The sequence below is a fragment of the Streptomyces griseoruber genome, from assembly GCF_001514205.1.
In the GTDB taxonomy this organism is placed as follows: domain Bacteria; phylum Actinomycetota; class Actinomycetes; order Streptomycetales; family Streptomycetaceae; genus Streptomyces; species Streptomyces griseoruber.
The window spans coordinates 76,737-98,824 of record NZ_KQ948763.1; the positions used below are offsets into that span (position 1 = coordinate 76,737).

Below are 22,088 nucleotides of genomic sequence, written 5' to 3' on the forward strand. Positions count from 1 at the left end.
AGACAATGGGGCCATGGCGCGCGGCAAGCTTCGGATCTACCTCGGTGCGGCACCGGGCGTGGGCAAGACCTACGCCATGCTGTCCGAGGCGCACCGCCGGGTGGAACGCGGTACGGACTGCGTGGTGGCCTTCGTCGAGCACCACGGCCGTACGCGCACCGAGGTGATGCTGCACGGCCTGGAGCAGGTCGCGCGCCGCGAGCTGGAGTACCGGGGCGGCGTCTTCACCGAGATGGACGCGGACGCGGTCCTCGCCCGCCACCCGCACGTCGCCCTGGTGGACGAACTGGCGCACACCAACGTCCCCGGCTCGCGCAACGCCAAGCGCTGGCAGGACGTGGAGGAACTCCTGGCCGCCGGCATCGACGTCGTCTCCACCGTCAACATCCAGCACCTGGAGTCCCTCGGGGACGTGGTCGAGTCCATCACGGGCGTACGGCAGCAGGAGACCGTCCCCGACGAGTTCGTCCGGCGGGCCGACCAGATCGAGCTGGTGGACATGTCACCGGAGGCACTGCGCCGCCGGATGGCGCACGGCAACATCTACCGGCCGGACAAGGTCGACGCGGCCCTGTCCAACTACTTCCGGCCCGGCAACCTCACCGCCCTGCGGGAGCTCGCCCTGCTGTGGGTGGCCGACCGGGTCGACGCGTACCTGAAGCAGTACCGCAGCGAGCACCGGGTGTCGGCGATCTGGGGCTCGCGCGAGCGGATCGTCGTCGGGCTCACCGGCGGCCCGGAGGGGCGCACCCTCATCCGGCGGGCGGCCCGGCTGGCGGAGAAGGGCGCCGGCGGCGAGGTCCTCGCCGTGTACATCGCGCGCAGCGACGGACTGACCTCGGCCTCGCCCAAGGAGCTGGCCGTCCAGCGCACCCTCGTGGAGGACCTCGGCGGCACCTTCCACCATGTGGTCGGCGACGACATACCGGCCGCGCTGCTCGACTTCGCCCGGGGGGTGAACGCCACGCAGATCGTCCTCGGCTCCTCACGCCGCAAGGCCTGGCAGTACGTCTTCGGACCGGGCGTCGGCGCCACGGTCGCCCGCGAGTCCGGTCCCGACCTCGACGTGCACATCGTCACGCACGGTGAGGTGGCCAAGGGCCGGGGGCTGCCCGTGGCCCGGGGCGCCCGGCTCGGGCGGGCCCGGATCATCTGGGGCTGGCTCGTCGGCCTGGGCGGCCCGGTGATCCTCGCGCTGCTGCTGAACACCGTCCAGCTCGGACTCGCCAACGACATGCTGCTGTTCCTGACGGTGACCGTGGCGGCCGCGCTGCTCGGCGGACTGCTGCCGGCGCTGGCCTCCGCGGCGCTGGGCTCGCTGCTGCTGAACTTCTTCTACACCCCGCCCCTGCACCGGTGGACGATCGCGGACCCGAAGAACATCATCGCCATAGTGATCTTCGTGGGGGTGGGGGTGTCCGTGGCGTCGGTGGTCGACCTGGCGGCCCGGCGCACCCACCAGGCGGCCCGGCTGAGAGCCGAGTCGGAGATCCTGTCCTTCCTCGCGGGCAATGTGCTGCGCGGCGAGACCAGCCTGGAGGCCCTGCTGGAACGGGTCCGGGAGACCTTCGGGATGGAATCGGCCGCGCTGCTGGAGCGGGCGGACGACCGGGCCCCGTGGACCTGCGCGGGCCATGTGGGTCCCGGACGGCCGGTGCAGCGGCCGGACGAGGCGGACGTCGACGTGCCGGTCGGCGACCGCGCGGCGCTGGCGCTCACCGGCCGGGTGCTGCCCGCCGAGGACCGCCGGGTGCTGGCCGCGTTCGCCGCGCAGGCCGTGGTCGTCCTGGACCGCAGGCGACTCCAGGAGGAGGCCGGACACGCCCGCGCGCTGGCCGAGGGCAACCGGATCCGCACCGCGCTGCTGGCCGCCGTCAGCCACGATCTGCGCACCCCGCTGGCCGGGATCAAGGCCGCGGTCTCCAGTCTGCGGTCCGACGACGTGGCCTGGTCCGAGGAGGACCGGGCGGAGCTGCTCGAAGGCATCGAGGAGGGCGCCGACCGGCTCGACCACCTGGTGGGCAACCTGCTCGACATGTCCCGCCTCCAGACCGGGACGGTCACGCCGATCATCCGGGAGATCGACCTCGACGAGGTGGTGCCGATGGCCCTCGGCGGGGTCCCCGACCCGGAGGAGAGCGTCGAGCTGGACATCCCCGAGACCCTGCCCATGGTCGCCGTCGACGCCGGGCTGCTGGAGCGGTCGGTGGCCAACCTCGTGGAGAACGCGGTCAAGTACAGCCCGCCCGGCGAACCGGTGCTGGTCGCCGCGAGCGTACTCTCCGACCGCGTCGAGGTCCGGGTCGTGGACCGTGGCCCGGGCGTCCCCGACGAGGCCAAGGAGCGGATCTTCGCGCCCTTCCAGCGCCACGGCGACGCACCGCGCGGGGCGGGCGTGGGGCTGGGCCTGGCGGTGGCGCGCGGCTTCGCCGAGGCCATGGGCGGCACCCTCAACGCCGAGGACACCCCCGGCGGGGGCCTCACCATGGTCCTCACCCTGCGCGCGGCGGCGGTGGCGGTGCAGGAGACACGGCCGGCACCGCCCGGCGCGGACACCGCGGCAGCGCCCGCGGCACAAGGACGTTCGGTACGACCGGAAAGGCAGGCTTCATGGTGAGTCCTGCTGGGGGAACCTCCCAGACCGCCACCAGGGTGCTGGTGATCGACGACGAGCCGCAGATCGTGCGCGCCCTCGTGATCAACCTCAAGGCGCGCAAGTACGAGGTCGACGCCGCCCACGACGGCGCCACCGCCCTCAGGCTCGCCGCCGCCCGCCACCCGGACGTGGTGGTCCTCGACCTCGGGCTGCCCGACATGGACGGCGTCGAGGTCATCAGAGGGCTGCGGGGCTGGACCCGGGTGCCGATCCTGGTGCTGTCGGCCCGGCACTCCTCGGACGAGAAGGTCGAGGCGCTCGACGCGGGCGCCGACGACTACGTCACCAAGCCGTTCGGCATGGACGAGCTGCTGGCCCGGCTGCGGGCCGCCGTACGCCGGGCCGAGCCGGCCGGGGGCGGGGAGGACGACGTCCTGGTGGAGACCGACGGGTTCACCGTCGACCTCGCCGCGAAGAAGGTCCACCGGGCCGGCCGGGACGTCCGGCTCACCCCGACCGAGTGGCATCTGCTGGAGGTGCTGGTGCGCAACACCGGGCGCCTGGTCGGGCAGAAGCAGCTGCTCCAGGAGGTGTGGGGGCCGTCGTACGGCACCGAGACGAACTACCTGCGGGTCTACATGGCCCAGCTGAGACGGAAGCTGGAGGCGGACCCCTCGCATCCGAAGCACTTCATCACGGAGCCGGGGATGGGCTACCGCTTCGAGAAGTGAGCCGCGGGACGGGTTACGGCCGTGTCGGTGGACCCCGGTACGCTTTCAGACATGAGTGGTGTTCCGCGTTCCGAGAAGCCGGTGGGCCGGTTCCGGCGCATGCTCGACCGGCTTTCCTCGTCCCAGGAGGACCTGGAGTCCCAGGAGCTGCGGGAGGACGCCGAGACGGCCGGCTGCGTCCGGATCGGCGACTGCCAGGACCGGCAGATCGTCACCGTTACTGGTACCTTGCGCACGGTCACCCTGCGTCCGCGCGCCGGAGTCCCGGCCCTCGAGGCCGAGCTGTTCGACGGCAGCGCCGCGCTGGACGTGGTGTGGCTGGGCAGGCGCTCCATCGTGGGCATAGAGCCGGGGCGCAGGCTCATCGCATCGGGCCGGGTCTCCATGAGCAGAGGCCGCCGGGTGCTGTTCAACCCGAAGTACGAACTGAGACCCCTCGGTAGGGAGTAGCCGGTGACGTCGCTCGACAAGCCGACCGAAGACACGACCGCGGAGGACACCGCCGCGGCCGACGCCCGGGCGGTGACCGAGGCCGCGCTGTTCGAGGCGTTCGGCGGGCTGCGGGGCATGATCGAGACGGTCGTGCCCGGCCTGATCTTCGTCACCATCTTCACGATCAACAAGGACCTGCACATGTCCGCGATCGCCGCGCTCGCGGTGTCGCTGGTCCTGGTCGTGGTCCGGCTGGCGATGAAGGACACCGTCAAGCACGCCTTCAGCGGGGTCTTCGGGGTCGCCTTCGGCGTCGTCTTCGCGATGATGACCGGCAACGCCAAGGACTTCTACCTCCCCGGCATGCTCTACACGCTGGGCCTGGCGCTGGCGTACATCATCACGACCCTGTGCGGGGTCCCGCTGATCGGTCTGATCCTCGGCCCGGTCTTCAAGGAGAACCTCTCCTGGCGCAAGCGGAACCCGGGCCGCAAGAAGGCGTACGCCAAGGCGAGCTGGGCGTGGGGGCTGATCCTGCTCGCCAAGTGCGCGATCCTCTTCCCGCTGTACTGGTGGGCGAACACCGCGCAGCTGGGCTGGGTCCTGGTCGCCCTGAAGATCCCGCCCTTCCTGCTGGCCGTCTGGCTGACCTGGGTCTTCCTGGCGAAGGCGCCCGCGCCGATCGACGTCTTCGCCGAGATGGAGGCGGAGGAGAAGGCGGAGGCCGAGCGGAGCGCTGCCGCCGAGGCCGCCGGCGGACGGCACCGCCGGGACGGCTGAGGCCTGGGGGCCGCTGCCCCCAGACCCCCGCTTCAGGCCCTGAACGGGCCTCGTCCGCAAACGCCGGACGGGGGCCGAGAACTACTGCTCGCGCCGCACCGACAGCAGGTCCTCCAGCTGCTCCTCCCGTGCCTGTGCGGCCACGAAGAGCAGTTCGTCGCCCGGTTCCAGGGAGTCCTCCCTGGTCGGGGTGAGGACCCTGGTGCCGCGGATGATGGTGACCAGGGAGGTGTCCTCGGGCCATTCGACGTCGCCGACCTGGGTGCCGGCCAGCGCCGACTCCTCGGGGAGGGTCAGTTCGACGAGGTTGGCGTCGCCGTGGCTGAAGCGGAGCAGCCGGACCAGGTCGCCGACCGAGACCGCCTCCTCGACCAGGGCGGACATCAGCCGGGGCGTGGAGACGGCCACGTCGACACCCCAGGACTCGTTGAAGAGCCACTCGTTCTTGGGGTTGTTGACGCGGGCGACGACGCGCGGGACGCCGTACTCCGTCTTCGCCAGCAGGGACACCACCAGGTTGACCTTGTCGTCACCGGTGGCGGCGATCACGACGTTGCAGCGCTGGAGCGCCGCCTCGTCCAGGGACGTGATCTCGCAGGCGTCGGCGAGCAGCCACTCCGCCTGGGGGACGCGCTCGACCGAGATGGCGGTCGGCGCCTTGTCGACGAGCAGGACCTCGTGGCCGTTCTCCAGCAGCTCGCCCGCGATCGAGCGGCCGACGGCACCGGCTCCGGCGATGGCGACCCTCATCAGTGACCGCCTTCCTTCGGGCCCTCGGCGAACGACGCCTCGACCTTCTCGACCTCGTCGGTACGCATCATCACATGCACCAGGTCGCCCTCCTGCAGCACCGTCTGCGAGGTGGGCAGGATCGCCTCGCCGAGGCGGGTCAGGAACGCCACCCGGACGCCCGTCTCCTCCTGGAGTTCGCTGATCTTGTGGCCGACCCAGGACGGGGCCGCGTGCACCTCGGCGAGCTGGACGCCACCGGTGGGGTCGCGCCACAACGGCTCGGCACCCGAGGGCAGCAGCCGTCGCAGCATCTGGTCGGCCGTCCAGCGGACGGTCGCGACGGTGGGGATGCCCAGGCGCTGGTAGACCTCGGCCCGCCGGGGATCGTAGATCCGGGCGGCGACGTTCTCGATGCCGAACATCTCGCGGGCCACCCGGGCCGCGATGATGTTGGAGTTGTCGCCGCTGGAGACGGCGGCGAAGGCGCCCGCCTCCTCGATGCCCGCCTCGCGCAGGGTGTCCTGGTCGAAGCCGACCCCGGTGACACGACGGCCGCCGAACCCGGAGCCCAGTCGTCGGAAGGCGGTGGGGTCCTGGTCGATCACGGCGACCGTGTGCCCCTGTTGCTCCAGGGTCTGGGCGAGAGCGGACCCCACTCTGCCGCAGCCCATGATGACGATGTGCACGACCGTCCTTCCGGAAGTAAAGAAGTCAAGAAGTCAATAAATTTCTGGCGTGGCTCTGAACAGACTCTCAGACCGCCGACCAAGCTACACAGCCGCGGTCCGCGCAGGGCACCCCCGTGCACGCTTTGGGCGATCAGCGTCGGCTGATGCTCAAGAGACTGAGAACGGTAAGGATTCCGAGGCCGACGAGGGTGCCGGCGGCTCCGATCAGCTCCGCGGTCGTGTGCATGGAACCTCCGAGGGGCAGCGGCGGGACGGGGTTTGTCATATAGGCATGACGATCGGCGCGGCCATGGAATCCGCAGCCGACGCGTGGCCGATTTCACTCGTGAGGCAGACGTGGCGCTGCGTCACCCGGCTCACCCCGGGGGAGGGTGGGCGCGCCCCAGTTCGAAGGCATACGATCCTCTGTTGTGTCCAAACTGACCGACGTGCCCAAACGGATCCTGATCGGGCGCGCACTGCGCAGTGATCGGCTCGGAGAAACGCTCCTGCCGAAGCGCATCGCCCTACCCGTCTTCGCTTCCGACCCGCTGTCCTCCGTGGCCTATGCGCCCGGGGAGGTGCTGCTGGTCCTCTCCATCGCGGGCGTGTCGGCCTACCACTTCAGCCCGTGGATCGCGCTCGCGGTCGTCGTGCTGATGTTCACGGTGGTCGCCTCCTACCGTCAGAACGTCCACGCCTACCCGAGCGGCGGCGGCGACTACGAGGTGGCCACCACCAACCTCGGCGCCAAGGCAGGCCTGACCGTCGCGAGCGCGCTGCTCGTCGACTACGTCCTCACGGTGGCCGTCTCCATCGCCTCCGGCATCGAGAACCTCGGCTCCGCCATCCCCTTCGTCGTCGAGCACAAGGTGGCCTGCGCGGTCGCCGTCGTCGTCCTGCTGACGCTGATGAACCTGCGCGGCGTCAAGGAGTCCGGGAAGCTCTTCGCCATCCCGACGTACGTGTTCGTCGCGGGCGTCTTCATCATGATCGCGTGGGGTGCGTTCCGCGGGCTCGTCCTCGACGACACCATGCGGGCGCCGACCGCCGAGTACACGATCAAGGCCGAGCACCAGGGCCTTGCCGGTTTCGCCCTGGTCTTCCTGATGCTGCGCGCCTTCTCCTCCGGCTGTGCGGCGCTCACCGGTGTCGAGGCGATCTCCAACGGTGTGCCGGCCTTCCGCAAGCCCAAGTCGAAGAACGCGGCGACCACGCTCGCGGCGATGGGCCTGCTGGCCGTCACCATGTTCTGCGGCATCATCGTGCTCGCCCTGACCACCGATGTCCGCATGGCCGAGAACCCGGCCGTCGACCTGCTGAAGAACGGCGTCGGGGTCGGCCCCGACTACGTCCAGAACCCGGTGATCACCCAGGTCGCCGAGGCCGTCTTCGGCAAGGGCAGCTTCTTCTTCGTGGTCCTCGCGGCGGCCACCGCGCTGGTGCTGTTCCTCGCCGCCAACACCGCCTACAACGGCTTCCCGGTGCTCGGCTCGATCCTCGCCCAGGACCGCTACCTGCCCCGCCAGCTGCACACCCGCGGCGACCGGCTCGCCTTCTCCAACGGCATCGTGCTCCTGGCCGGCGCGGCGACCTTCCTGATCATCATCTACGGCGCCGACTCCACGCGCCTGATCCAGCTCTACATCGTCGGCGTGTTCGTGTCCTTCACACTCAGCCAGACCGGCATGGTCCGCCACTGGAACCGCCACCTGGCCACCGAGACCGACCAGGCCAAGCGTCGCCACATGGTCCGCTCCCGGGCGATCAACACCTTCGGCGCCTTCTTCACCGGCCTCGTCCTGGTCGTCGTCCTCGTCACCAAGTTCACGCACGGTGCCTGGGTCGCCCTGCTCGGCATGGTGATCTTCTACGCGACGATGACGGCGATCCGTAAGCACTACGACCGGGTCTCCGACGAGATCGCGGCGCCCGAGGGCCCGAGCGACGACAGCGTACGGCCGTCCCGTGTGCACTCGGTCGTCCTGATCTCGAAGATCCACCGCCCGACCCTGCGCGCCCTCGCCTACGCCAAGCTGATGCGCTCCGACACCCTGGAGGCGCTCACCGTCAACGTCGACCCGACGGAGACGAAGGCGCTGCGCGAGGAGTGGGAGCGGCGCGGGATCGACGTGCCGCTGAAGGTGCTCGACTCGCCCTACCGCGAGATCACGCGGCCGATCATCGAGTACGTCAAGGGCCTGCGCAAGGAGTCGCCGCGCGCCGCCGTCTCGGTGATCATCCCGGAGTACGTGGTCGGCCACTGGTACGAGCACCTGCTGCACAACCAGAGCGCGCTGCGGCTGAAGGGGCGCCTGCTGTTCACACCGGGCGTCATGGTCACCTCCGTGCCGTACCAGCTGGAGTCCTCCGAGGCGGCCCGGATGCGGGCCCGCAAGCGGCAGGAGTGGAACGCGCCGGGTGCGGTGCGGCGCGGTCCCGCGGAGCAGGGCCGGGCGAAGGAGTCTTCGGCCTCGGCGGCGGGTACCTCCGGTCCTGCTTCCAGCGGTTCCGGTTCCGCTTCCTCCGCTTCCTCCGGTTCCTCTGCTTCCTCGGGTTCCTCGGGTTCCTCGTCGGAGTCGTAGGGCCCGGCGGCCCGCTTTTGGTGAACGGCCGGACGACAGCCACGTAGACTGGTGGGCTGTTGTCCGGCCGTTCCTCGTTCGACGTTGTGGAGTCACCCCGCCATGCAGGCAGAACCGAAGAAGACCCTGGTGGGGAACGAGTACGAGGTCGAGATCGGCCCCGTCGCCCACGGCGGCCACTGCATCGCCCGCACCGACTCCGGTCAGGTGCTGTTCGTCAGGCACACACTGCCCGGTGAGCGGGTCGTGGCCCGGGTGACCGAGGGCGAGGAGGGCGCCCGCTTCCTGCGCGCGGACGCGGTGGAGATCCTGTCCGCCTCCAAGGACCGGGTCGAGGCCCCCTGCCCCTTCGCCGGCCCCGGCCGCTGCGGCGGCTGCGACTGGCAGCACGCCAAGCCGGGCGCCCAGCGCCGGCTCAAGGGCGAGGTGATCGCCGAGCAGCTCCAGCGGCTCGCGGGCCTCACGCCCGAGGAGGCCGGCTGGGACGGCACCGTGATGCCGGCCGAGGGCGACAAGCTGCCTGCCGGACAGGTGCCGCAGTGGCGCACGCGCGTGCAGTACGCGGTGGACGCCGAGGGCCACGCCGGTCTGCGCCGGCACCGCTCGCACGACGTGGAGCGGATCGATCACTGCATGATCGCCGCCGAGGGCGTCAGCGAACTCGGCATCGAGCAGCGCGACTGGAGCGGGATGGCGACCGTCGAGGCGATCTCGGCGACCGGCTCGCAGGACCGGCAGGTGATCCTCACCCCGCGGCCGGGCGCACGGCTGCCGATCGTGGAACTGGACCGTCCGGTCTCCGTCATGCGGGTCGGCGAGAAGGACGGCGGCGTCCACCGCGTCCACGGCCGCCCCTTCGTCCGCGAGCGCGCGGACGGCCGTACCCACCGGGTCGGCAGCGGTGGCTTCTGGCAGGTCCACCCGAAGGCGGCGGACACCCTGGTGACCGCCGTCATGCAGGGCCTGCTGCCACGCAAGGGCGACACGGCCCTCGACCTGTACTGCGGCGTCGGCCTCTTCGCCGGCGCCCTGGCCGACCGCCTCGGCGAGAAGGGCGCGGTTCTCGGCATCGAGTCCGGCAAGCGCGCGGTCGAGGACGCCCGGCACAACCTCGCGGACTTCCCCCGGGTCCGCATCGAACAGGGCAAGGTCGAATCCGTCCTGCCGCGCACCGGCATCACCGAGGTCGACCTGATCGTCCTCGACCCGCCCCGCGCGGGAGCGGGCCGCGCGACGGTGGCACACCTGGTCTCCCTGGACGCCCGCCGGATCGCCTACGTCGCCTGCGACCCCGCCGCTCTGGCGCGCGACCTGGGGTACTTCCGGGACGGGGGGTACCGGGTGCGGACGCTGCGGGCGTTCGATCTGTTTCCGATGACGCATCACGTGGAGTGCGTTGCGATTCTTGAGCCCGTTGGGAAGGGTCGCTGACCTGCGGTTTCGTCGAGTGTGCATGATGTGCGCCGTGGGTGTCGCGGGCGATGTCCCGACGCGTGTTCGACGCACGTGAAGCCCTTCTGGCGCACGGTTGACGCACGTTCGATGGTGGGTCAGGCCGTCGTTCTTGCAGGTGACGGTGCGTCGGGTGCGGCCTGTCGGCGTTCCGTCCTCACCGTCTCTCGGTGAGGCGCTGTCTGTTATTTTGCCGACTCGGCGTAGGCCAGGCATCGGGTCACTGAGCTTCTTCGAGCTGGCCACCGATCAGGTGACGGTCCCCGAAGCGCAACGAGCGAGGCCCCCGAGCTGTTGATCGAGATGTCTGATGTCTCAACCACGCTGCTCGGGGGCCTCGTTGGTCATCCATCCTGCCGCACTCGACCTGCCTCATGCACTCGTGGAGTGGGTCACCATGCTCGTCGTCACCCGTGAGGGCGACCGGCGCTGCAAGCTCCGCCCGTCTCAGCGCGCGATGGTGGCACTGGTGTACCTGAGCGAACACACCACCCTGGCGAAGATCGCTGCCGGGTTCGGGATCAGCGAGTCCACCGCCCACGCCTACACTATCCACCTGCTCGCCGAACGTGCGCCGGGTCTGCTGAAGGTCCTGCGCGAGGCCGATGTGGACCTCGTCCTGCTGGACGGCACGCTCGCCGAGTGCGACCGGGGCGGCGACGGACGGGCCGACTACTCGGCCAAGCACCGCCGGCACGGGGTGAACGTGCAGGTGGTCACCGATCCGGGCGTCCGATTGCTGTGGCTCTCACCCGCCTTGCCGGGCCGAGCTCATGACCTGACCGCTGCCCGCGCCCACCGGATCATCCGCATCTGCGCGCGCCAGGGCGTCCCCATCCTGGCCGATCTCGCTTACCAGGGCGGCGGCCCCTGGGCGAGTACCGGCATCAAACGCAGGCCCCTGCAGGAACTCACCCTCACTGAGAAGACCGTCAACCGGGCCCTGGCCGCGGCACGGGCACCGGTCGAGCGCGGCGTCGCGCGCCTGAAGTCCTGGCGGATCTTCCGCAGATCCCGATGCAGTCCAAACCGCATGACGTCAGTCGCCAAAGCCGTCCTCACCCTGGAGCGGCAACGCTGAAGAAGCTCACTGGTGTGGTCAGGCGGCCGCGCAGGCCGGGGCGCGATCGGTGGGCCTCTCCGTGTCCGCGAGCGTTGCGAGGCAGCGCTCGGCGTCCAGCGCTGCGGCGCATCCGGAGCCGGCGGCGGTGATGGCCCGGCGGTAGGTGTGGTCGACGAGGTCGCCCGCGCCGAAGACGCCGGGAAGGTCCGTGCGCGTCGAGGCGAGTCCACGCCCGGTCGCCTCCACTGCGCGGAGGTCGCCGGTGAACGTCTCGCGCAGGATGGAGCGGCGGTGTACGACGGTGACCGGGCGGGCAAGGGGGCACCCCCCGCTCGAGTGAAGCCGAGAGCCTGGGGGAGGGTGAGGAAGGCGGCCTCCTCCTTGGCGGTGTCGCCGCCGGCGACCACGATGCCGCGGTCGCGGAAGAGGAAGCCGTCGCAGGTCGCGCAGAAGGTGTCCTCCTTGGGCAGGCCGAGCCTGCGGGCGGGAGCCGGAGCCGGTCGCGATGATCACGGTCTTCGCCCGGTGCACCGGGCCCGCGCTGTCGGTGACGGGCTTGACGGAGCCGGTCGGATCGACGTCGACGACATCGTCGTCCAGCATCTCGGCGCCTGACTTCTCCGCCTGGACCCGCATGTCGTCCATGAGGACGGGGCCGTCCACCGCCTCGGGGAGGCCGGGGAGTCCCCCACTCCGAGATCGGCGCGGGTTTCGACCACTGATCTGACTCTCTCTCAGTTCTCGGCATCCTCCCCCCGCCCCCACAGGCGGGGCGGCGACAGTGAGGCCGCAGCCCTGGATCAGGGCCTGTGAGCCGCAGTCTGCCGTCCCCTCATGCCTGAGGAAGCCATGACTCCCACCCCCCACCTTGCCGAAATCGCAGCCCGTACGGAGCGGCCGGCCTCATTCCGGCCCGTCGACCGGGTCCTTCTCCCGGACGCCGGCACCGCTACGGTGGACATCGTCGTACCGGTCCACAACGAGGAACGCGCCCTCCCCGGGTGCCTGCGCACCCTCCACGCGCGGCTGTCCGAGGGGTTCCCCTTCCCCTGGCGGATCACGGTCGCCGACAACGCCAGCACCGACGACACCCTCGCCACCGCCCGCCGCCTCGCCGACGAACTGCCCGGGGTGGGCGTCGTCCACCTGGACCGGAAGGGGCGCGGGCTGGCCCTGCGCACCGTCTGGGGCGCCAGTGACGCGGACATCGTGGCGTACATGGACGTCGACCTGTCCACCGGCCTCGACGGGCTGCTCCCGCTGGTCGCCCCGCTGGCCAGCGGCCACTCCGACCTCGCGATCGGCTCCCGGCTGGCACCCGGCGCGCGTACAGTGCGCGGGCCGCGCCGCGAGTTCGTCTCCCGCTGCTACAACGGCATCATCCGGCTCACCCACGGAGTCCGCTTCAGTGACGCCCAGTGCGGATTCAAGGCGGCCCGTACGGAGGTGCTCCGGCCCCTGCTGAAGGTGACCCGCGACGACGCGTGGTTCTTCGACACCGAGCTGCTCCTGCTCGCCGAGCACAACGGACTGCGCGTCCACGAGGTGCCGGTCGACTGGGTCGAGGACGTCGACACCCGGGTGGACGTGGTGAGCACCGCCACGGACGACCTGCGGGGCCTGTGGCGCATGGCGCGCCTCAAGGCTTCCGGCGGCGCCCGCGTCGACGTCCGACCGCGCCCCGCACCATCCGCCGAGCACCCCGACGCCATCCTCGCACCCGCCACGGGACGCGGCGTGCTGTCGTGGGAGGTCGGCTGCTTCATCGCGATCGGCGTCGTCTCCACGGTCGGACAGGCGCTGCTGTACTGGCTGGCACGCGGCTGGTGGACTCCCGCCGTCGCCAACCTGGTCTCGCTGTTCGTCCTCACCGTCCTCAACACCGAGGCGAACCGGCGCCTCACCTTCCGGCACTCCTCCACCGCGCCCGCCCGCGCCCACCTCGGTGCCGGAGGGCTGTTCGTTCTCGGCTACCTGGTCACCTCCGGGGCGGTGCTGTGGTTCAAGTGGCTCGATCCCGGCGCCTCACCGTCCGCCGAGACCGCGGTCCTCGCCGCGGCGTCCGTCGCCGTCACCGGCGTGCGCTTCGCCACCCTGCGGCTGGCCGTTTTCGCCGGCCCCCGCAGCCGTACCAGTCGACGAGAGCGAAACGAGACATGAGCAACCACGCGCACATCACGTCCGTACCGGCGGCTTCGGAGCACGCCGGGAGGCGTACGTCCGTCCGCTCGCTGCCCACCTGGGCGGCACCCGCGGCACTCGGAGCCGTCATGGTGCTCGCGGCGATCCTGTACGGATGGGCCCCGGGTTCCCTGGGCTGGGGCAACAGCTACTACTCGGCGGCCGTGAAGTCGATGGGGAAGAGCGGGACGAACTTCCTTTTCGGCTCCTTCGACCCGGTCGGCGTGGTCACGGTCGACAAGCCGCCGGCCGCGCTGTGGCCCCAGGTGATCAGCAGCAAGATCTTCGGGCTGCACGGGTGGGCTCTGATCCTGCCGCAGACGCTCGAAGGGGTGGCCGCGGTGCTGGTGCTGCACCGCACCGTGCGCCGCTGGGCGGGTGAGGGCGCGGCGCTGGTCGCCGCCCTGGTGCTCACGCTCACGCCCATCACCGTGGCCATCAACCGGGACAACAACCCGGACACGCTGCTGGTCCTGCTGCTGGTGTCGGCGGCGTACGCGCTCACCCGCGCCCTGCAGGCCGAGGGCAGGCCCGCGACCTGGTGGCTGTGCGCGAGCGGCTTCCTGATCGGCTGCGGATTCCTCACCAAAATGCTCGCCGCCTGGATGGTCATCCCCGCGTTCGCTCTCGCCTGGCTCGTGGGAGCGAGCGGCCCCTGGATGCCGCGAGTGCGGCGTCTGCTGGGCGCGGGAGCCATCCTGGCGGCGTCCTCCCTGTGGTGGGTCGCCATGGTCGCCCTGTGGCCGGGCGAGCGCCCCTATATCGGAGGCAGCACGGACGGCTCGGCCTGGGACCTCGTGATCGGCTACAACGGACTCGGGCGGGTCTTCGGTTCCAGTGACGGAGCGCCCCAGGGAATGGGGGGCGGAGGCGGAGGCGGCGGGTTCGCCGGCGGGTTCGGCGGCGAGGCCGGCCTGACCCGGATGTTCGACACGCAGGTGGGCGGTCAGATCAGCTGGCTGCTGCCCCTCTGCGGGCTGGCTCTGGCCGTCGCGGTCGTCGTGGCGGTGCTGCACCGCCGCGGGAAGCTGCCGGCCCCGGTCCCGCTGCCGGCCTCCGGCTGGCTGCTGTGGGGAACCTGGCTGGTGGTCTGCGCGGCCGTGTACTCGACTCAGAAGGGCATCTTCCACCCCTACTACACCACCCAGCTCGCCCCGGCCATCGCCGCCTTGTGCGGCGGGCTGACGGCCGGCCTGGTCCGTGTGCACCGTGCGGGCCTCCGCTGGGCTCCGCTGGCCGGTGCGGCCGGGGTCGTGGTGAGCGTGGTCTGGGCGCTGGTGCTGGTCCGTCGTGTACCCGACTGGAACGGCTGGCTGGTGTGGCCGGTGCTGCTCGTGGGCTGTGCCGCCGTCGTCCTGCTGGTGCTGGCTCGACGGAACGCCCGGTTGCTGACGGTTGCCGCGGGCGCGGCGGTGGCGTCGGTCCTGGTGGCTCCCGGGGCCTGGGCGGTGAGCGTGCCCGGTTCCACCGGCATGGGCGGCTCCAACCCGACGGCCGGTCCGACGACGATGGGCTTCGGCGGAGGCGGCGGCATGCCCCGGCAAGGTCGGAACGGCGGAGGCCTGCCGTCGGGTATGCCGTCGGGCATGCCGTCCGGGATGCCGTCGAACATGACGGGCCTCCCCGCCGCCGGCGGGTCCTCGAGCGGATCCGGTGCACCCTCGTCCGGCGGCATGCCGTCCGGGCTGCCGTCCGGCATGCCCGCGGCGGGAGCGGGCGGCACGCCCGGTGCCGGCGCGGGAGGTGCCGCGGGCGGTCCCGGCGGTCCCGGCGGCGGGGAACTCACCGCCGACCAGCGCAAGATCCTCCGGTACGCCGTCAGGCACGCACCCGACGCACGCATCAAGCTCGCCGTCGAGGGTGGCGCCCTGTCCGCCAGCCCCTTCATCCTGGGCAGCGACGAGAACGTCATCGGCATGGGCGGCTTCACGAACAGCGACAACGCGCCGTCGGTGGCCCAGCTGAAGGAGTGGGCCGAGAACGGCGAACTGCGCTACATCCTGGCTTCCGGCACCAACGGCGGCGGGCCGGGCGGCATGTCCGGCGGATACGCCGAGCAGCGCTCCGACTGGATCGCCGACAACTGCACGAAGGTGCCGGCGTCGTCCTACGGCGGAACGTCCTCCGAGTCGGACAGCGGAGGTGTGATGGGATTCGGGGGAGTCAGCGTGCTCTACGACTGCGCCGCCAAGTAACCCGGGCCGGAGCAAGCGCCGCCAGACGGCAGAACGGATCAGCAGACGTCATGACCGACAGGTCCCCAGCAGCGAGGCCGGGACATCGGCTCCTCGTGGTCGAGGACGAGCCCAGCATCCGAACCCTGCTGGAGGCCACGCTTCGGCTGACCGGATACGAGGTGAGCAGCACCGACACCGGACAGTCGGCCCTCCTGGAGGTCGAACGCCTGGAACCGCACCTGGTGCTGCTCGACGTGATGCTGCCCGACCTGGACGGCTTCGAGGTGACCCGCAGGCTGCGGGCGGCGGGGAACGACTGTCCGATCCTGTTCCTCACCGCCCGCACCGGCACCCACGACCGCGTCAACGGCCTGCGCGCGGGCGGAGACGACTACGTCTCCAAACCGTTCAACATCGAGGAGGTCCTGCTGCGCATCGAGGCCATCCTGCGCCGAACGGCTCCGGCCATCACGGCGCGGGTGATGCCGAGCGTCCTGAGCTACGCCGACCTGGAACTCGACGAGGGCGCCCACGAGGTGCACCGCTCGGGGGAGTACATCGCGCTGTCACCCACCGAGTTCAAGCTCCTGGCCTACCTTCTGGCGAACGCCGGACAGGTGGTGAGCAAGATCCAGATCCTCGACCACGTCTGGAGCTACGACTTCGCGGGCGACGTCCGGATCATCGAGACGTACGTCCGCTACCTGCGCAAGAAGATCGACCGTTTCGATCCGCCGCTCATCCAGACCGTGCGCGGGGTCGGTTACAGCCTCCGCCTCTCCCGCGACCACGCAGGGACGCCGGAGCAGTGACCCGCTTCCTGCCCCGGCCGTCCGGATCAATGAGACGACGCCTCGTCCTCGGCGTCACCGTCCTCGCCACCGCAGCCGTCCTGGCCTCCCAGGCCCTCGGCTACGTGGTGATGCGCTCCTGGCTGCTCGACCGCGTAGACGAGCAACTCGTCGAGTTCCACCCGCCGGCGCCGGCCTTCTACGACGCTCTCGACGGGACCCTGCCGACGCCGGGGGAACAACCGGACATACTGCCCTCGGACTTCCACGTCTACTTCTACGACGCCTCCGGGCGCCTCCTGAACGGCTCGCTGGGCTCCGAAACGAAGCCAGGGCCCCGGCTGGCCGACGACGCGCAGGACCTCGGTCTGCGGGACGGGCATCCGGAAACCCTGCCTGCCACCAGCGGTGACGGCCGCTGGCGAGTGATGCTCAACCCCGGCCCCGGGGGCATGAACGCGGTGGTCACCCTGCCGCTGGACACCGTCGACGGCGCCGCCTCGAAGATCCTGTGGCTGAACGCGGTCCTGCTCGCCGTGACGATCGTCGCCCTGGTCGCCCTGGGCCGGTGGGTGGTCCGGCTGGGCCTGTTGCCCCTGACCAGGATGGAAGGCATCGCCCAGGACATCACCGCGGGCCGGCTCAACCTGCGGTTGCCCGACACCGATCCGCGCACCGAGATCGGACGCCTCGGCCGGGTTCTGAACTCCATGCTCGACCGCCTCCAGAAGGCGCTGCTGGCCCGTGAGGCGTCCGAGGCCCGGCTGCGTCGGTTCGTCGCCGACGCGGGGCACGAACTGCGCACCCCGCTCACCGTCATCCAGGGCTACGCCCAACTCGCACTGCGTCCGGAGCGACGCCCGGCGCGGGAACTGCGGGAGGCCAACCGGTTCATCGCGCAGAACGCGCAACGCATGAGCCTGCTCGTCGACGACCTCCAACTGCTGGCCACCCTGGACAAGGAACCCTCGTACCGGAGGGAACAGGTCGATCTGCTGTCCCTGGCGGCGGACGCCGTCACCGCGACCGTCGCCCACAGCGCGTCCCACCCCGTCGACCTCGGCCCGCTGCACACCCCGGCTGATCCCACCGGAGCCGAGCAGCTCGACGTCGCGGAAACCGTCGGTGACCCGCACCGGTTGCGGCAGATCCTCGAGAACCTGCTCTCCAACGCCCGCGTCCACACCCCGACGGGCACCCGCGTCCACGTCCGCGTCGGCACGACCGAGGCGGGTCCCGGAGCCGGCGGCACGGACCGACCCGGACGCTTCGCCGCTTCACCGGCCCTGCCGGAGCGCACGCCGATCAGCGTGATCGAGGTGGCGGACCACGGGCCGGGCCTCGAACCCGTCGACGCGGAGCTCGTCTTCGAGCGCTTCTACCGCGCCGACCCGGCCCGCTCCCGCCTCCACGGCGGCAGCGGCCTGGGTCTCGCCATCGCCGCGACCATTGCCGAGGGGCACGGCGGCCGCCTCGAACTCGACACGACCCCCGGCCACGGTTGTACCTTCCGCCTCGTCCTCCCCGCAGCCGGCTCTGGCCAGGAGCCTTCTGAGGTGCGTCTTCGCCGTCGACGGTGACAGCACCAGCCGTGCGGCGATCTCGTCGTTCGTGTGCCCCGCGGCCACCGACCGCATGACCTCGCGCTCCCGTTCGGTCAGACCGTCGAGCCGGGGATTCGGCCTCGGACCCTGCACCCGGCCTGCGAACTCGCGATCAGCCGCCGTGTGACCGAAGGGCTGATCAGGGCGTCACCCCGTGCGGCGACCAGTCGGACCTTCTCCGTTGCGCCGGTCCAAGGCATCGCCCAGTCGGCGGCGACGCCGCAGCGCACGACCTGACTGCACAGCCACCAGTCGCCATGCTCAGCGCCGGCCACACCCGGGGCATGAGCGGCGCCCACCACGCACGCTCCGCGCGGCGGCCTTGCACCCGACTTCGTCGATCACGCAGCTGACCTTGGGCTTTCTCCACGTGTTTCGAGTTTCAGGGTGCGCATGACCTCGTTTCGACGCTCGTCTGACGCCGATCCCGCAGTCAGTGGTGCGGTGGCGGTGACTGCGCCGTGGTCAGTCGGGTCGCCAGGGCGGTGAGGCGTTCGGCCAACCCGCCGGGGTGGGTTCTTGTCATGGCGGTGAGTTCGATGGTCGCCGTCGCGTGGCGGAGCGGCCTGAACCGGACGGCGGGGGTGACGCGGACGCGGCGGCAGGCACGACGGTGACGCCGAGGCCGCATTCGACCATGGCGATCTGTGAGGTCCCGGCCGTCCCCAGTGGTTGGGGACGGGGCTGAAGCCGGCCGCTCGGCACAGGGCCGCCATGGCGTCGTGGTAGTCGGGTGGGATATGGCGGTGCAGCCATACCCACGGAGCGCCCGCAAGGTCCGCCAGGTCCAGGGGTCCAAAGGCTTCGGCCGCTGGATGGTGGACCGGCAGGGCGGCGACGAACCGGTCGGCGTAGAGCGAGGTCGCCGTGGTGCCGCGTACGGGGGCGGTCTGGCGCACGATCGCCCAGTCGAGTGAGCGGTCGAGGAGCCCTGCCGCGGCCTCGTGGGTGTCGATCCTGATTGCGGATCTCGCCGCCCTGGACGACACCGGCACCCCTGGCGAGGCCGCACGCGACTACCGGCGCCGGCGCGCGCTGCCGGCGCTCGGCCGCGGCTTCGGCGCCGGGGCGTTCACGGTCCGGTCCGGGGCTTCGCGGAAGGGACGGGCAGGCCCCCGGCCTCGCCGAGTCCCTGCTCATTCCCGGTCGGCAGCCGAACGACGAGACCACCCGCAGGGAAGGGCGTCGAGCCGGTACGCCGACGGGCGCGACCCGGCTGTCGTGCCCCCGCCCGTCGACCGTGGTGACCGAGTCCCCGGCGCCGAGGACCGCGCGTGCCCACCGCACTTCCTCGGCCGAGGGGGCGAACCCTGCGGCCACGGGGGAGAGCGTGTCCATGTCCCGTACGGCGGTGGTGACGCCGAGGCGACGACCGGTCCGGAGCGTGCGCAGGCCAGGGCCGGGTGATCGTCCTGGCGATACCGAGCGGTCTTCGGCCTTGGGCACGGACGAGCTGCTCCGAGATCGGACCCTGCGCCGGCGCCCGAGTGCTCGCCGCCGGAAATCCCTACTGACCTGCGCATCCGGCCGGCCGCGGCCGTCGGTGCGGCCGGTGTCACCAGCCCGTCGAAAGCAGGTGGTTGAGGACGAGCGCGAGCACCGCCTGGGCGGCGAGCCAGGCGCGCGGGTGGGTGAGGAGCGCGCAGGACGGGAGCAGCCACAGGGCGAAGGGGATCCAGATGCGTTCCGTCTCCGCCTTGCTCATCCCGGAGAGGTCGGCGACGAGCAGGGCGAGCAGGGCCGCGGTCACGAGGAGGGCGAGGCGGACCGTGCCGTGTGCCGAGGCGCCCCGCCGCAGCAGGGTGGTCCCTGTCCGCCGTAGTCCCGCCGTCGTCGCCAGGCCCGTGATCAGCACCGTGCAGGCGAGATTGGCCCACACCCAGTAGCCGTACGGCCGTACTCCACCCGCTCCTTGGCGGTACCGGGTGGTCAGCAGCCGGTACGCCTCCCACCAGTCGAACCCGGCGAGCGTGAACACCGTCGGTACGACGGCCAGGCCGGCGAGCAGCGCCGGCAGCAGCACCGGCCGTTCCCGCACTCCGCGCCGCCCGAGCAGCAGCACCGCCGCGCCGATCAGCGCGAAGAGCGTCAGGCCGTAGGAGAGGTAGCAGGTCAGGCCGAACAGCAGCCCCGACGCGCCCGCCGCGGCCGGGGAACCCCTGGTGACGGCCAGCGCCAGCAGCGCCACGGTCCACGCCGCCACCGCCGCGAAGTACGCGTCCGCCGAGGTGCCCATCCACACTGCCGCCGGTGCCAGCACCAGAAAGGGCGCCGCGCGCCGGGCGAGCCCCTCCGAGGCCAGTGCCCGCACCGTGATCAGCACGGCCACGCTCGCGGTGGCCCCCATGACGATGCACCAGACTCCGGCCCAGCCGCCGCCCCCCAGCCCGATCCGGTCGAGCAGGACGAAGGTGAGCGTGGCGGCCGGGGGATGGCCCGCGATGTGGGCGGGCCAGTTGTCGGGGGAGTGCAGCAGGATGTGATGGGTGAAGTCCCTCAGGGCGGCCGGGATGTCGTGGAAGCGGTCGACGGCCCGGAGGTACTCGTGACGGGTGGTGAGCCGCCCGGCGACGCCCCGCTGCCAGCCGTCGATCAGGGCGAGACAGAAGGTCCAGGTCACCGCCGTGGCCCAGGCCGCCGGAAGCAGCGCGCGCCAGGGGAGCCGGACCGCGAGGGCGGGGCCGTACGCCACGGCGGCGGCCGCGACGAGCAGGGCCGCCGGGGTGCCGGGGCCCAGGTGCGGTCCCCAGGACGCCAGCAGCGGTGGCCAGTTGACGCGCAGCGTGCGGTCCGTGTCCTGGACGTGGCGGCCGATCAGCACGGCCGCCGTGACCAACAGGGTCGCGGCCCCGGCGGCGTACAGGTCACGGCGGAGGTCGCGGGAGGGGCGGCCGGAGCGGGGGGCGCGTGGCTCGGCGGCGGGCAGGGTGTGGGTCACACCCGCAGACGCTAGGCCGGGCGGACGTCCGCGCACGGCCGCCCGGGCCGGACGTCAGCGTTTCGTCACAGGTCGTGGGCCCGTTTCGGGGAGTGCCGGGGCCTACGGTCGGCTCATGCGAGACGATCCACGGCTCCCCATGTCCCCCCGCTTCTGGCGCAGCCCGCTGCGTGGTCCCTGGTTCACGTCCGTGCTGGGCCTGGTCCTGCTCGTCGGCATCACGGTGCTGTTCGTGACGGGCCTGGTCTCGTACGCCGCCTACAACCCGGACCTGTCGCCCGTGAACGACAAGACACCGGACAAGGGGATCCTCGGCTTCTACCTCTTCGCCTGGCCGACGCACCCGCACTGGCTGTACCGGCTCGACCAGGGCGTCCACGTCACCCTCGGCATCACCCTGATCCCCGTCCTGCTGGCCAAGCTGTGGTCGGTGGTCCCGCGGCTGTTCGCGCTGCCCCCGGCCCGCTCGCTCACCCACGCGCTGGAGCGGATCTCCCTGTTGCTGCTGGTAGGCGGCGGTCTGTTCGAGTTCGTGACCGGGGTCCTCAACGTCCAGCTCGACTATGTCTTCCCGGGCTCCTTCTACCCGCTGCACTTCTACGGCGCCTGGGTGTTCTTCGCGGCCTTCGTGGCCCACGCGCTGCTGAAGACGCCCATGGCACTGCGCACCCTGCGCCGACTCCGCGAGGAGAAGAACGACCTGGTGCCGCCGCGTCCCGCCGAGCCCACCGTCTCCCGGCGGGGCGCCCTGTGGTTCGTCGGAGGCGGCTCCCTCCTGCTGTTCCTGACGACCGTGGGGCAGAACGCCGACAGCCTGCGCCGCACCGCCCTGCTCGCACCGCACGGCGGCGCCGACCCCGGCAGCGGACCCAACGGCTTCCAGATCAACAAGACCGCCGCGTACGCCGGGATCGACGAGGCGGAAACGGACGCGGACGCCTGGCGGCTCGTCGTCACCGGACGCACCGGCACCGTCCGCCTCAGCCGTGCCCAGCTCGCCGAACTCCCGCTGTACAGCTCGGCGTTGCCCATCGCCTGCGTCGAGGGATGGTCGACGTCCGACCAGTGGTGGCGCGGGGTGCGGCTGCGGGACCTCGCCGCGCTCGTCGGGTACGACGGCGATCCGCCGGACCTGTTCGTCGAGTCCCTCCAGCGGCACGGTGCCTTCCGGCGCGCGGCCCTGCGCGCCAACCAGGCGGCCGACCCGCGTTCCCTGCTCGCCCTGTACGTCAACGGCGAGGATCTGTCCCCCGACCACGGCTACCCGGCCCGAGTGATCGTGCCCGCCGCGCCCGGCGTGCTCAACACGAAGTGGGTGGCCCGCCTGACCTTCGGAGACCTGTGATGCGCCCGCCCCG

General features: G+C 71.5%; 16 protein-coding genes and 2 pseudogenes. 12 read left to right on the forward strand and 6 right to left on the reverse strand.

The genetic code is table 11. The features are described from left to right. Nucleotides 1-13 precede the first annotated feature (13 nt). From AQJ64_RS00330 to AQJ64_RS00345, 4 genes are read left to right on the forward strand one after another with little or no spacing between them, the layout of a single operon-like run. Nucleotides 14-2,617 carry an ATP-binding protein gene (locus tag AQJ64_RS00330; RefSeq protein WP_055633562.1) on the forward strand — a complete coding sequence of 868 codons (2,604 nt, stop codon included), beginning with the start codon at nucleotides 14-16 and terminating at the stop codon, nucleotides 2,615-2,617. Then, entirely contained in the window at nucleotides 2,611-3,327 is a 717-nt protein-coding gene (locus AQJ64_RS00335) for a response regulator (protein ID WP_055633563.1), read from the forward strand. The genes AQJ64_RS00330 and AQJ64_RS00335 overlap by 7 nt, the downstream gene beginning before the upstream one ends. 51 nt (nucleotides 3,328-3,378) lie before the next feature. Then, a complete protein-coding gene (locus AQJ64_RS00340; RefSeq protein WP_055633564.1) occupies nucleotides 3,379-3,777 on the forward strand; it encodes an OB-fold nucleic acid binding domain-containing protein in 399 nt (132 codons plus the stop codon). Between the two features lie 3 nt (nucleotides 3,778-3,780). Beyond that, a complete protein-coding gene (locus AQJ64_RS00345) occupies nucleotides 3,781-4,539 on the forward strand; it encodes a DUF3159 domain-containing protein (protein WP_055633565.1) in 759 nt (252 codons plus the stop codon). Nucleotides 4,540-4,620: 81 nt separating this feature from the next. Here AQJ64_RS00345 and AQJ64_RS00350 read toward each other — a convergent pair whose 3' ends face one another. Next, nucleotides 4,621-5,289, reverse strand: coding sequence for a potassium channel family protein (locus AQJ64_RS00350; RefSeq protein WP_055633566.1), 669 nt, complete (start codon nucleotides 5,287-5,289; stop codon nucleotides 4,621-4,623). Further along, entirely contained in the window at nucleotides 5,289-5,957 is a 669-nt protein-coding gene (locus tag AQJ64_RS00355; protein ID WP_055633567.1) for a potassium channel family protein, read from the reverse strand. The genes AQJ64_RS00350 and AQJ64_RS00355 overlap by 1 nt, the downstream gene beginning before the upstream one ends. A gap of 413 nt (nucleotides 5,958-6,370) precedes the next feature. Here AQJ64_RS00355 and AQJ64_RS00360 point away from each other — a divergent pair, with 413 nt between their 5' ends. The 3 genes from AQJ64_RS00360 to AQJ64_RS00370 all read left to right on the forward strand — a co-directional run bounded on the left by AQJ64_RS00360 (nucleotide 6,371) and on the right by AQJ64_RS00370 (nucleotide 11,057). Then, the gene (locus AQJ64_RS00360; protein ID WP_079061384.1) at nucleotides 6,371-8,524 is read left to right on the forward strand and encodes an APC family permease; all 2,154 of its coding nucleotides are present in this window, start codon (nucleotides 6,371-6,373) and stop codon (nucleotides 8,522-8,524) included. A 102-nt stretch (nucleotides 8,525-8,626) separates the two neighbouring features. After that, nucleotides 8,627-9,955: a class I SAM-dependent RNA methyltransferase gene (locus AQJ64_RS00365; protein WP_055633568.1), complete on the forward strand. Its 1,329-nt coding sequence runs from the start codon at nucleotides 8,627-8,629 to the stop codon at nucleotides 9,953-9,955. A 361-nt stretch (nucleotides 9,956-10,316) separates the two neighbouring features. Continuing rightward, a complete protein-coding gene (locus AQJ64_RS00370; RefSeq protein ID WP_079061385.1) occupies nucleotides 10,317-11,057 on the forward strand; it encodes a transposase family protein in 741 nt (246 codons plus the stop codon). An 18-nt stretch (nucleotides 11,058-11,075) separates the two neighbouring features. Here AQJ64_RS00370 and AQJ64_RS52170 read toward each other — a convergent pair. After that, a pseudogene (locus tag AQJ64_RS52170) lies at nucleotides 11,076-11,720 on the reverse strand (NAD(P)/FAD-dependent oxidoreductase); the annotation flags it as partial. Nucleotides 11,721-11,888: 168 nt separating this feature from the next. On the opposite strand from AQJ64_RS52170, the gene AQJ64_RS00385 reads away from it, so the two are divergent. Genes AQJ64_RS00385 through AQJ64_RS00400 form a run of 4 tightly spaced genes read left to right on the forward strand, consistent with a single transcriptional unit; the run spans nucleotide 11,889 to nucleotide 17,768 of the window. Next, a complete protein-coding gene (locus AQJ64_RS00385; RefSeq protein WP_055633571.1) occupies nucleotides 11,889-13,199 on the forward strand; it encodes a bifunctional glycosyltransferase family 2/GtrA family protein in 1,311 nt (436 codons plus the stop codon). Continuing rightward, a complete protein-coding gene (locus AQJ64_RS00390) occupies nucleotides 13,196-15,415 on the forward strand; it encodes an ArnT family glycosyltransferase (RefSeq protein WP_059202297.1) in 2,220 nt (739 codons plus the stop codon). The genes AQJ64_RS00385 and AQJ64_RS00390 overlap by 4 nt, the downstream gene beginning before the upstream one ends. 50 nt (nucleotides 15,416-15,465) lie before the next feature. After that, on the forward strand, nucleotides 15,466-16,209 hold the full coding sequence (locus AQJ64_RS00395; RefSeq protein ID WP_055632048.1) for a response regulator transcription factor: 744 nt from the start codon (nucleotides 15,466-15,468) through the stop codon (nucleotides 16,207-16,209). Between the two features lie 29 nt (nucleotides 16,210-16,238). Next, on the forward strand, nucleotides 16,239-17,768 hold the full coding sequence (locus AQJ64_RS00400; protein ID WP_055632049.1) for a sensor histidine kinase: 1,530 nt from the start codon (nucleotides 16,239-16,241) through the stop codon (nucleotides 17,766-17,768). On the opposite strand, the pseudogene AQJ64_RS50405 reads toward AQJ64_RS00400, so the two are convergent. The 3 genes and pseudogenes from AQJ64_RS50405 to AQJ64_RS00405 form a co-directional block, all read right to left on the reverse strand. Beyond that, nucleotides 17,718-17,956, reverse strand: a pseudogene (locus AQJ64_RS50405) (helix-turn-helix domain-containing protein); the annotation flags it as partial. The gene AQJ64_RS00400 and the pseudogene AQJ64_RS50405 overlap by 51 nt on opposite strands. A 177-nt stretch (nucleotides 17,957-18,133) precedes the next feature. Next, entirely contained in the window at nucleotides 18,134-18,787 is a 654-nt protein-coding gene (locus AQJ64_RS52175; RefSeq protein ID WP_079061386.1) for a LysR substrate-binding domain-containing protein, read from the reverse strand. Between the two features lie 560 nt (nucleotides 18,788-19,347). Beyond that, a complete protein-coding gene (locus tag AQJ64_RS00405; RefSeq protein ID WP_397804560.1) occupies nucleotides 19,348-20,730 on the reverse strand; it encodes a hypothetical protein in 1,383 nt (460 codons plus the stop codon). Nucleotides 20,731-20,845: 115 nt separating this feature from the next. Between AQJ64_RS00405 and AQJ64_RS00410 the strand changes: the two genes are divergently transcribed. Then, nucleotides 20,846-22,075, forward strand: a complete 1,230-nt coding sequence (locus AQJ64_RS00410) for a molybdopterin-dependent oxidoreductase (RefSeq protein ID WP_055632050.1) — start codon at nucleotides 20,846-20,848, stop codon at nucleotides 22,073-22,075. Nucleotides 22,076-22,088 lie beyond the last annotated feature (13 nt).